The organism is Streptomyces sp. NPDC047072 (assembly GCF_040643855.1).
Lineage (GTDB): Bacteria > Actinomycetota > Actinomycetes > Streptomycetales > Streptomycetaceae > Streptomyces.
Map to the genome: position 1 here is coordinate 21,191 of NZ_JBEYVC010000122.1, position 10,077 is coordinate 31,267.

The following is a 10,077-nucleotide window of genomic DNA, read 5'->3' on the forward strand; positions in this document are numbered from 1 at the left end:
ACTCCGGGCTCGTCACACCTGTCGCCCGAACAGCTCCCGCAGCACGTCCTCCATCGTCACCAGCCCCGCCAGCCGCCCGTCGTCGCCCAGCACGGCCGCCACATGGGTCCGGCTGCGCCGCATCGCCGTGAGCACGTCGTCCAGGGGCGTGCCCGCCCGCACGCGCGCGATGGGCCGCATGTCCCGCACCGGGAACGACAGGTCGCGCGGGGAGGCGTCCAGCGCGTCCTTCACGTGCAGATAGCCGAGGATGCGGCGGCCGTCGTCCACCACGGGGAAGCGGGAGAAGCCGGACTCCACCGACAGCTGTTCCAATTGCTCCGGAGTGACGCCCACGCGCGCGTAGACGACGCGTTCCAGGGGGAGCACCACGTCCCGCACCGGACGCCGGCCCAGTTCCAGGGCGTCGTGGAGCCGTTCCCGGGCCCGTTCGTCGATCAGGCCCGCCTCGCCGGAGTCGCGCACGATCCGGGCCAGCTCGGCGTCCGAGAAGGTGGCCGTGACCTCGTCCTTGGTCTCCACCCTGAGCAGCTTCAGGAGGGCGTTCGCGAAGGCGTTGATCGCGAAGATCACCGGGCGCAGTCCGCGCGCGAGGGTGACCAATGGCGGGCCGAGGAGCAGGGCGGTGCGTACCGGCTCCGCGAGCGCGATGTTCTTGGGGACCATCTCGCCGAGCAGCATGTGCAGATAGGTCGCCAGGGTCAGCGCGATCACGAAGGAGACCGCGTGCCCGGCGCTCTCCGGCACGCCCAGCGTGTGGAACACCGGCTCCAGGAGATGCGCGATCGCCGGTTCCGCGACCACGCCGAGGACCAGCGTGCACAGGGTGATGCCGAGCTGCGCGGCCGCCAGCAGCGCGGAGACATGCCGCAGCCCCCACAGCACGCTCTTGGCCCGCCGGTCGCCCTCCTCCGCGTACGGCTCGATCTGGCTGCGCCGAACGGAGATCAGCGCGAACTCGCCGCCGACGAAGAAGGCGTTGAGGACGAGGGTGGCGAGACCGACGAGTAGCTGGACGACCGTCATGACCCGGCCTCCTCGACGACCTCCGGCGCGTGCAGCAGCACCCGCGCCGCCCGACGCCCGCTCGCGTCCACCACGTCCAGCCGCCACCCCGCGACCTCGACCACGTCACCGACCTCCGGGATCCGGCCGAGCTCCGTCGCCACCAGGCCCGCCAGCGTCTCGTACGGTCCGTCGGGCGCCCGCAGGCCGACCCGTGCGAGCCGGTCCAGGCGGGCGGATCCGTCGGCCGAGTACAGCGCGCGCCCCTCGTCGTCGGTGCCCGCCGCCGCGAGGTCGGGTGTCTCGTGCGGGTCGTGCTCGTCCCGCACCTCGCCGACGACCTCCTCGACGATGTCCTCCAGCGTGGCCACGCCCGCCGTGCCGCCGTACTCGTCGATGACGACCGCCATGGTGCGCCGCCCGGACAGCCGGTCCAGAAGCCGGTCCACGGTGAGCGTCTCCGGCACCAGCAGCGGCTCGCGCATCAGTTCGGAGACGCGCGTCCGGGGACGGCGCTCGGCGGGCACCCCCAGCACGTCCTTGATGTGCGCGACCCCCACCACCGCGTCGAGGCCGCCCCGGTAGACCGGGAACCGGGACAGCCCGGTCGCGCGCGTCGCGTTCGCCACGTCCTCGCAGGTCGCCTGGACGTCGAGGGCGACCACCTGGACGCGCGGGGTCATCACGTTCTCCGCGGTCAGGTCGGCGAGGTTCAGCGTCCGCACGAACAGCTCCGCGGTGTCGGCCTCCAGCGCGCCCTCGCGCGCCGAGTGCCGGGCCAGCGCGGCCAGCTCCTGCGGCCCGCGCGCGGACGCCAGCTCCTCGGCGGGCTCCAGGCCGAAGCGCCGTACCACCCGGTTGGCGGTGTTGTTGAGATGCGCGATGAAGGGCCGGAAGGCCGCGCTGAACCACCGCTGCGCGCTGCCCACCCGCCGGGCCACCGCCAGCGGCGAGGAGATCGCCCAGTTCTTCGGCACCAGCTCGCCGACGACCATCAGGAACACGGTCGACAGTGCGGTGCCGAGCACCAGTGCAAGAGACCTGGAGGTGGACCGCGACGCCCCGAGCGACTCCAGCGGCCCCGCGAGCAGCGCGGCGACCGACGGCTCGGCGAGCATGCCGACGACCAGGTTGGTGACGGTGATCCCGAGCTGCGCCCCGGACAGCTGGAACGTCAGATTCCGTACGGCCTTCAGGGCGCCGGACGCGCCCCGCTCACCGCGCTCCACGGCCCGCTCCAGCTCGCCGCGCTCGACCGTGGTCAGCGAGAACTCCGCGGCCACGAAGGCACCGCAGGCCAGCGAGAGCAGGATCGCCACCAGCAGGAGGAGCACTTCGGTCATCGGGTCACCTCCGTCCCATGATCGGACAGGGCCCCGACGCGCGCCTGTCCTGAGCGCCGCTAAGCCGTCCCCAGGAGTCCCAGGGTGACCGCCCGCCCTACTCGGCGAAAGGCTTCACCCAGCGCCGCCAGTGCTCCTCCGGCGTGTACCCGGCAGCCCGCCACGCGTGCTGGGCCGTTTCGTTGCGCACCAGCACCATCGCGTCCCCGCGCCGCCCGCCGAGCCGTACGAACCGCTCCTCCGCGGCCGCCAGCAGCGCCGAGCCGATGCCGAGGCGGCGCCGCTCCGGGTGCACCGCGAGCCGGTACAGATGGCACCGCCAGCCGTCGAAGCCCGCGATCACCGTGCCGACCAGCTCGCCCTCCCGCTCGGCGAGGATCAGCGCCTCGGGGTCACGGGTGACCAGCCGCTCCACGCCGTCCCGGTCGTCGCTGATGCTGGTGCCCTCGGCGGCGACCTTCCAGAAGGCCAGCACGGTGTCGAGGTCGTCGGGTGTCGCGGCCCGTATCCGCAGGTCGGTCATAGGGTGATCCCATCACGCCCGCGGAGACGCAGCGCCCGTTTCCAGCATCCGGACGGTTATCTGCCCCGCAGCTCCTCCAGCACCGGCGCGAACGCCTCCATGGACGCCTCCAGCACCGTCAGATACGTGAAGCCGTACCGCTCGCGCTGCGCCAGCACCTGAGCGACGATCTCCTCGACCGTGCCGATCAGCATGATGGGCAGGTCGAGGGCCTCCTGGAGGGTCAGGTCCGGCACCCGGTGCAGGAACGGCGTGGCGACGGCCTCGCGGTCGTCGGTGACCACCACCATCTGGATGAGCAGGTTCAGCTCGGCCGGTTCCTTGCGGCCTTCCGCCAGTTGCAGATACCGCGCGACGCGTTCGTCGAGCTGCTCGGCGGTGGTCGGGGTCAGCTTGCCGGTCGTGTTCCCCGGTACCAGGGTCGCTCCGGTGAAGGCCGCGATGTCGGCGTGCTCGGCGGACAGCTTCAGCATCCGGTTGCCGATGCCGCCGATCAGCAACGGCACCCGGGGGCGCTGCACCGGCCGCGGCACATGGTCCTCGGAGGACAGCAGCCGCTCCAACTCCTCGACCGTGCGCCGGAGATGGTCCACCCGCTCGCCCGCCGAGCCGAAGGGCAGCCCGGCTTGGTCGTGCTCGGACTGCACATAGCCGGTGCCCAGGCCGAGTTCGAGGCGGCCGCCGGTGAGGGCGTCGACCGTGGCCACCTCACGGGCGAGCAGGGTCGGGTTCCAGAAGCCCGCGTTGAGGACGAAGGTGCCGAGGCGCGGCCGTTCGGTGACCTGCGCCGCCGCGACCAGCGCCGGGAAGGGCGCGATCTTGCCGAGGTGGTCGGGGACCAGGATCACGTCGTATCCGAGTTCCTCGGCCCGCCGGCACTTGGCGCGCCAGTCCTCGACGGTGGCGGCGGCGGTCAGGTTGACAGCAAAGCGAAAGGGGCGGGGCATGAACTCTCCTCAGCGGTAAGCGACTTGAGTTATCTGCCCCGCGATTGCATCACTCGTGCGCGATCGCCGCCAAGACGTTCATGCGGGATGCACGCAACGCCGGAAGCAGCGCCGCCACGATCCCCACCACCGCCGAGCCGACGACGACCGCGACGATCGTGCCCCACGGGATCGCCAGCGCGTTCATCCCCTGCAGGGCCAGCACCTGTTGGGTGCAGACACCCCACACCAGCCCGAGCGCGAGCCCCAGCACCGCGCCGAACACCGCGATGACCACCGACTCCAGCCGGATCATGCGGCGAAGTTGGCGCCGGGCGAGGCCGATGGCCCGCAGCAGCCCGATCTCGCGGGTGCGCTCGACGACCGACAGGGCAAGGGTGTTGACGACGCCGAGCACGGCGATGACGATCGCGAGCCCGAGCAGCGCGTACACCAGGTAGAGCAGGACGGCGATCTGGTCGTGCACCAGGTCCTCGTAGTCGGCCAGGTCGCGCACCTGGACCTGCGGATACGGGTCGAGGGTCTTCTCCAGGTGCGCGCGCAGGGAGTCCGCGTCCGTGCCGGAGGAGGCGTTGACGTACAGCGCGGAGTCCTGCCCGCCCGGCGCGAACCGCTCCAGCGTGTCCAGGCCGAAGTAGATCCCGCCCTGCGTCCCGAACCCGTCGGAGGAGTCCTGGTCGGTGAGCGCGCCGACGGTCAGGTCGCTGGTCCGTCCGCCCTGGAACTCGACGGGGATGCTGCTGCCGACCCGCACGCCGTGGTCACGGGCGAACTCCAGGTCCATGGCCAGGTGTCCGGCGGCCAGCGCGTCCGCCGTGTCGCCCCGCGCGTACGTGATGTGGGCGACCTCGTCGAGCTGCGGGTCGTATCCCGCGGCCGTGGTCTCCACGCGCTTGCCGTCCGGCAGCCGTACGGCGATCGGCGCGAACCGCGACCGTACGACGAGCCCCACGCCGTCGGTGTCGCGGACGGCGTCCGTGACCTCGTGCGGGAACGGCATGAAGTTGCCGTTCTGTACGACGAAGTCGGCGCCCAGCGTCTTGTCGATCTGTTCGTCGAAGGACTTGGACATGGAGGCGCTGGCCACCGACATCCCGCCGACCAGGGCGAGGCCGACCATCAGCGCGGCCGCGGTGGCGCCGGTGCGGCGGGGGTTGCGCAGGGCGTTGCGCTGGCTCATCCGCCCGACCGGGCCGAAGAGCGCCGGGAAGGCGCCGCCGAGCACCCGGATCACCGGCCGCACCAGCAGCGGGCCGGCGATCACGGTGGCGAGGAGGGTGAGGACGACACCGAGGCCGAGGAGGGAGGCCGCTGATGCCGTCTTGGACGCCGTCGCGCACCCGATGAGCGCCGCCGCGCCCGCCGCGCCGACCAACAGGCCCACGATCGCCCGTACCTTGAGCGGCTTGCCGATCCCGGCGATCTCCGCGTCCGCGAGGGCCGCCATGGGGGAGACGGTCGCCGCCCGGCGGGCCGGGAGGTAGGCCGCGACGAAGGTGACGCCCACGCCGACGACGTACGCGGCGACGGGTGTTCCCCAACCGACCACCAGCTCACCGGTGTTGATGTTCATGCCGATGGCGTTCATCAGCGCGATGAGCCCGACCGCGAGCCCGATGCCGGTGCCGAGCCCGATGGTGGAGGCGACCAGACCGAGCAGGGTCGCCTCGGTGAGCACCGAGCGGCGGACCTGGCGGCGGTCGGCGCCAAGGGCGCGCAACAGGCCCAGTTCGCGGGTGCGTTGGGCGATCAGCATCGAGAAGGTGTTGACGATCAGGAAGACGCCGACCAGCACGGCGATGCCCGCGAAGCCGAGCATCACGTACTTGATGATGTCGAGGAATCCGCCCAGTTGGTCGAGGTCGGACTTCGCCTGCTCGTCGGCGGTCCGGTACTCGTAGGTGCCGGTGCCGAGCGTGGCGGCCACCCGCTGCTTGAGCTGGTCGTTGCTCACGCCCTCGGCGGCGTCCACGGAGATGCTGGTGGCCGCGTTCGCCGAGCCGAGCAGCTTGGCCTGCGCGGTCGGCGGGTCCAGGAAGAGCAGGGTGGCACCGGGGTTGGTGGTGGTGAAGGTGACGATGCCGACGATCCGCACCTTGAACGAGCCCGGCGCCGCGATGACGTTGAGGGTGTCACCGATCCGCAGGTCCTTGCGGTCCGCGGTCTCCGAGTCGAGCAGGGCCTCGCCCGCGCCGTGCGGGGCGTGGCCCGAGGTGAGCTTCACGGGGCTGCGGGAGGTGGGGTTCCAGTCGGTGCCGATGGTGGGGGCGCCGGTGGTCGGGCCCACGGACTCGTTCTTGGCGTCGGCGACGGTGATGCCGTCGTCCTCGGCGTCGAAGCGCGCGGCGGCGACCCCGTCGACCCGGGCCACGCGGTCCGCGAGCGCGGCCGGGAGAGTGGCCGTCGTCCCGGAGGGGATGGCCTCGCTCAGGTCCTCCTTGGGGCTGACCGTGAGGTCGGGCGCGGTCGAGGCGAAGAGCCGGTCGAAGGTGCGGCTCAGGGTGTCGGAGAAGACCAGGCTGCCCGAGACGAAGGCCACGGACAGGACGACGGCCAGCGCGGACAGTACGAGGCGCCCCTTGTGCGCGAGAAAGCTCCTCAGCGTCGCCTTCAGCACCGGGTCAGGCCCCCTCGGCCTCGGGAGTCCCGTCGAGCTTGCTGCGGGTCACATCGAACCGCTTCATCCGCTCCAGCACCGCCTCCGCCGTAGGCCGCTCCATCTCGTCCACGATCCGCCCGTCCGCCAGGAACAGCACCACGTCGGAGTGGGCGGCGGCCCCCGGATCGTGCGTGACCATGACGACGGTCTGGCCGAGCTGGTCCACGGCCTCCCGCAGGAACCCGAGGACCTCCAGGCCCGCCCGCGAGTCGAGGTTGCCGGTCGGTTCGTCCGCGAAGATCAGCTCGGGCCGGGAGGCCAGCGCCCGCGCGCACGCGACCCGCTGCTGCTGCCCGCCGGAGAGCTGCGCGGGCCGGTGCCTGAGCCGGTCCCGCAGTCCGAGCGTGTCGATGACCTGGTCCAGCCACTTCTCGTCGGGCTTCTTGCCCGCGATGTCCATCGGCAGCGTGATGTTCTCGGCCGCGTTCAGCGTCGGGATCAGGTTGAACGACTGGAACATGAACCCGATCCGGTCCCGCCGCAGCCGGGTCAGCTCACGCTCCTTCAGTCCCGTGATCTCGGTGTCGCCGAGCCACACCTGACCGGCCGAGACGTTGTCGAGCCCGGCTAGGCAGTGCATCATCGTGGACTTCCCGGAGCCCGAGGGGCCCATCACCGCGGTGAAGCGGCCGCGCGCGATCTCCACGTCCACCGAGTCCAGCGCGAGCACCGCCGTCTCGCCCGAGCCGTACGCCTTGGTCAGACCGCGGGCGCGGGCCGCCACCCCGTCGGTCGGCGCGGTCTCGGGGACGTCCTCCGCAGCAGTAGCCATGGGGCCGAGGGTAGTGTGATCCGTCCCACAGTCGACATCCCCCTTGCGGCCGATGCGGTCTCCGCCCCAGGTCGGGTCCCTGATGCCCGTGTAAGGGGCACCCGGTGGCCCATGAAACCTCCTCGCTGTCCCGAGAAGACCCCCTTGCGGGTGCTAGCACTTCGGCGCTAGCTTCGAGGTATGGCGAAGACCCAGCTGAATGTGCGGGTGGACGAGGACACCGCCCGCGCCGCCCGTGAGCGCGCTCTCGCCCGGGGCGTGAGCGTCAACCGCTACATCGAGGAACTGGTCATGAAGGACACCGGAGAGGCCGGGCAGACCTTCGTGGAGGCCGCGGCGGACTTCATGAAGCAGTACGAATCCGTCTTCACGGAGGAGCTCGGCAAGGAACACGAGGCTCGTTGAGCGACCTGCGCATCGATCTCGCCTGGCTTCTCATGCTCGCCGAGCAGAAGACCCCGGGCGATCCCCAGGTCACCGACTGGGGTGCCCTCGTCGCCGCCGTGGCGCGGCACGAGGCCGAGATCTTCGACGTCCCCGTCTACGACAGCCCGCACATGCGCGCCGCCGCCATGCTGCAACTGCTCATCCACGTCCCGGCGTTGGAGCGTACGAACGCGCTCTTCGCCTGTGCCGTCGCGTACGCCTACCTCGTCGCGAGCGGCCTGAGGGTCGTCACCTCGCCCGAACTCGTCCGCGACTTGGCCCGCGTCGCCAAGCGGGGCGACGCCTCGGTGCACGTCATCGCGCGCGAGCTGCAGAAGTGGACCCTGTGACCGGAGGCCGCCAGGCGGTGCCGAGAACGCAGTACGACGCGGGTGTCCGCGGCCCCTTCTCCGGCATCAACAGCCGCCGGTAGGGCCCGAGTTCGAAACCGGCAGCGCGCAGGGCGGCGACCGGGTCGCGGGCCAGATGGCAGCCGCCGGCGAGCGCCGGCCACACCGTACGGTCCAGGGCGCGCTGGGTCAGCCGCATCGCGGGCCCGCCGCCCCGGCCGTGCTCGAAGAAGCGCACCTCGCCCCCGGGCCGCAGCACCCGCCGTATCTCTCCGAGCGTCCGCTCCACATCGCGCACGCTGCACAGCACCAGGGAGACCACCACGGCGTCGAAGGCCTCGCTCTTGACCGGCAGGGCCTCCGCGGCCCCCGGCACCACATCGACCGGCACCTCCGAGCGCAGAGCGGCCTCCACCGCCAACTGCCGCAGCAGCCGCTCCGGTTCGATCGCCACGACCTCGGCGACCGAGCCCGGGTAGTGCCCGAAGTTCAGGCCGTTGCCCGCGCCGATCTCGATCACCCGCCCGGACAGCCCGGCGAGCAGTCGCTCACGCACCCGGGCCATGCCCCACCGGGATTCGGCGGTGACACTGGCCCGGGCGTAGTACCGGGCGAACAGCGGGTGGTGGACGGGATCCCGGGATATCGTGCGGGAACCGGCGGACCGCAGCGGCATGGCGGCCTCCCTCGCAGGACAGGACGTGCCTTATCGCGATTGTCCCCCGCGGGACCCCGTCGCACCCCTCAACGGCGACTCACTGCACGAAGTCGCGCACCTGCTCGTAGACGCCGTAGTCGTTGTTCATGTCGGTGTGCGAGATGCAGCCGACCTCGACGTTGGTCGCCCCGCTGAGGATCGCGGTGGTGTCCGGGGTGAGCGCGTCGTCGCAGTTGGACCAGTAGCTGGCGTACGCGACGCTGCCCGGCGTCTCGTCACCGGAGTTGAGGGCCGTCAGGAAGGAGCTGCCCGTGTACATCTCCGCACAGGAGGTGTACAGCCACGAGCACCAGGAGGCGGTGGTCGTCCCGTGGTTGACGCCGGCGGCCGAGACGAAGTCGTCCACGTAGGACGTCCCGCCGAGGTTCTTCAGGTAGTAGCGGGCGCTCAGTGCCCCCATCGAGTGGGTGACCAGGTCGACCTTCGAGGCGCCGGTCGCCTTGAGGACCCGCTGGACCTCGGTGGCCAGCTGCTGGGCGGTGGTCACGTTCGACTGCGACCAGCTGTACGACCAGGCGTCCAGCTCCGAGGCGCTGTAGCCGTCGGCCTTGAAGTCGGCGATCCAGTCGTCCCAGCTGCTGGAGTCGCTGCTGAGGCCGTGCACGAAGACGATGGGGTTGTGGGTCGCCGCGTGAGCGGGAACGGCGGCGACGGAGAGCGACAGAAGGAGAGAAGAGACCACGGCCGTGGCGGCCGCGGCGATGCGACGCCCGAAGCGCTGCATGATGCCTCCTGAAACGGGTGGGGTTGTCAGGAGTGTCAGCGCGGGTCTACGCGCGCCGCATCGGTGAAATCGCCGGTCTTTACGGGTCAATTAACTCGCCAGTAACGTGAGTGACGTGGTGACTCCGGTGAACCCCCCGCCCCAGAGCCGCACTTCGCCACCGCAGCGCTTGATGTCGTCGCTTCCCGAGGGCGTCCGAGCGCGGGTGACACGTGCCGTGTACGGCGATCCGCGCGCCGTCGCCGAACTCGTTCCGCTGCTGACCGACCGGCAGTCGGCCGGCCTGGACCCGCTCCCGGCCGAACCCGCCGAGCTCGCCCCCGGGCTGCTGCGCGCCCTGCGCGCGGAGATCCGGGCGCTGCCCGACGCCACCCGACTCCTGCTGCTCCTGGCCGCGGCCGACCAGTACCCGGTCGCCGGTCACGCCTTCCTGCGGGCGGTGACCGCCGCCCGTCTCGACACCCGCCCGCTGGAGGCCGCCGAGGGCTCCCTGGCCATGACGGCGGGCCACGCGCTGGTCCGGGGCATGCTGGGCCGCCCGGGCGCGACGAGGTGGCCGAGGAGGGCGGCGTTGTAGCCGGTGGCCGCGCCGGCTTCGAGGATCTTGTGC

Annotated in this window: 10 protein-coding genes and 1 pseudogene; 3 read left to right on the forward strand and 8 right to left on the reverse strand. The window is 71.6% G+C overall.

Annotated features, from left to right (window positions below):
• Positions 1 to 12: 12 nt before the first annotated feature.
• The 6 genes from ABZ896_RS36560 to ABZ896_RS36585 all read right to left on the reverse strand — a co-directional run bounded on the left by ABZ896_RS36560 (position 13) and on the right by ABZ896_RS36585 (position 7,249).
• A complete protein-coding gene (locus ABZ896_RS36560) occupies positions 13 to 1,026 on the reverse strand; it encodes a hemolysin family protein (protein ID WP_360938840.1) in 1,014 nt (337 codons plus the stop codon).
• Positions 1,023 to 2,348, reverse strand: a complete 1,326-nt coding sequence (locus ABZ896_RS36565; RefSeq protein WP_360938842.1) for a hemolysin family protein — start codon at positions 2,346 to 2,348, stop codon at positions 1,023 to 1,025. Before ABZ896_RS36565 ends, ABZ896_RS36560 begins: the two co-directional genes overlap by 4 nt.
• A 97-nt stretch (positions 2,349 to 2,445) precedes the next feature.
• Positions 2,446 to 2,871, reverse strand: a complete 426-nt coding sequence (locus ABZ896_RS36570; protein WP_360938844.1) for a GNAT family N-acetyltransferase — start codon at positions 2,869 to 2,871, stop codon at positions 2,446 to 2,448.
• A gap of 56 nt (positions 2,872 to 2,927) precedes the next feature.
• The gene (locus ABZ896_RS36575) at positions 2,928 to 3,818 is read right to left on the reverse strand and encodes an LLM class F420-dependent oxidoreductase (RefSeq protein ID WP_360938846.1); all 891 of its coding nucleotides are present in this window, start codon (positions 3,816 to 3,818) and stop codon (positions 2,928 to 2,930) included.
• A 49-nt stretch (positions 3,819 to 3,867) separates the two neighbouring features.
• Complete coding sequence (locus tag ABZ896_RS36580) at positions 3,868 to 6,435, reverse strand: ABC transporter permease (RefSeq protein ID WP_360938848.1); 2,568 nt, start codon at positions 6,433 to 6,435, stop codon at positions 3,868 to 3,870.
• Between the two features lie 4 nt (positions 6,436 to 6,439).
• Positions 6,440 to 7,249: an ABC transporter ATP-binding protein gene (locus ABZ896_RS36585; protein WP_360938850.1), complete on the reverse strand. Its 810-nt coding sequence runs from the start codon at positions 7,247 to 7,249 to the stop codon at positions 6,440 to 6,442.
• 180 nt (positions 7,250 to 7,429) lie between these two features.
• On the opposite strand from ABZ896_RS36585, the gene ABZ896_RS36590 reads away from it, so the two are divergent.
• Positions 7,430 to 7,654 carry a toxin-antitoxin system HicB family antitoxin gene (locus ABZ896_RS36590; protein ID WP_360938852.1) on the forward strand — a complete coding sequence of 75 codons (225 nt, stop codon included), beginning with the start codon at positions 7,430 to 7,432 and terminating at the stop codon, positions 7,652 to 7,654.
• Entirely contained in the window at positions 7,651 to 8,025 is a 375-nt protein-coding gene (locus ABZ896_RS36595) for a fic family toxin-antitoxin system, toxin component (protein ID WP_360938854.1), read from the forward strand. Before ABZ896_RS36590 ends, ABZ896_RS36595 begins: the two co-directional genes overlap by 4 nt.
• Here the strand turns inward: ABZ896_RS36595 and ABZ896_RS36600 are convergent.
• Both ABZ896_RS36600 and ABZ896_RS36605 read right to left on the reverse strand, forming a co-directional pair.
• Positions 7,991 to 8,701: a methyltransferase domain-containing protein gene (locus tag ABZ896_RS36600; RefSeq protein WP_360938856.1), complete on the reverse strand. Its 711-nt coding sequence runs from the start codon at positions 8,699 to 8,701 to the stop codon at positions 7,991 to 7,993. The two genes, ABZ896_RS36595 and ABZ896_RS36600, sit on opposite strands and share 35 nt — an antisense overlap.
• A 79-nt stretch (positions 8,702 to 8,780) precedes the next feature.
• Complete coding sequence (locus tag ABZ896_RS36605) at positions 8,781 to 9,467, reverse strand: alpha/beta fold hydrolase (protein WP_360938859.1); 687 nt, start codon at positions 9,465 to 9,467, stop codon at positions 8,781 to 8,783.
• A gap of 172 nt (positions 9,468 to 9,639) precedes the next feature.
• On the opposite strand from ABZ896_RS36605, the pseudogene ABZ896_RS36610 reads away from it, so the two are divergent.
• Positions 9,640 to 9,951, forward strand: a pseudogene (locus ABZ896_RS36610) (LuxR family transcriptional regulator); the annotation flags it as partial.
• Between the last annotated feature and the right edge of the window lie 126 nt (positions 9,952 to 10,077).

Bases quoted from the DNA above. Each gene is read 5' to 3' on its own strand.
- ABZ896_RS36560 (WP_360938840.1), bottom strand. From the start codon at position 1,026: ATGACGGTCGTCCAGCTACTCGTCGGTCTCGCCACCCTCGTCCTCAAC.
- ABZ896_RS36565 (WP_360938842.1), bottom strand. From the start codon at position 2,348: ATGACCGAAGTGCTCCTCCTGCTGGTGGCGATCCTGCTCTCGCTGGCC.
- ABZ896_RS36570 (WP_360938844.1), bottom strand. From the start codon at position 2,871: ATGACCGACCTGCGGATACGGGCCGCGACACCCGACGACCTCGACACC.
- ABZ896_RS36575 (WP_360938846.1), bottom strand. From the start codon at position 3,818: ATGCCCCGCCCCTTTCGCTTTGCTGTCAACCTGACCGCCGCCGCCACC.
- ABZ896_RS36585 (WP_360938850.1), bottom strand. From the start codon at position 7,249: ATGGCTACTGCTGCGGAGGACGTCCCCGAGACCGCGCCGACCGACGGG.
- ABZ896_RS36590 (WP_360938852.1), top strand. From the start codon at position 7,430: ATGGCGAAGACCCAGCTGAATGTGCGGGTGGACGAGGACACCGCCCGC.
- ABZ896_RS36600 (WP_360938856.1), bottom strand. From the start codon at position 8,701: ATGCCGCTGCGGTCCGCCGGTTCCCGCACGATATCCCGGGATCCCGTC.
- ABZ896_RS36605 (WP_360938859.1), bottom strand. From the start codon at position 9,467: ATGCAGCGCTTCGGGCGTCGCATCGCCGCGGCCGCCACGGCCGTGGTC.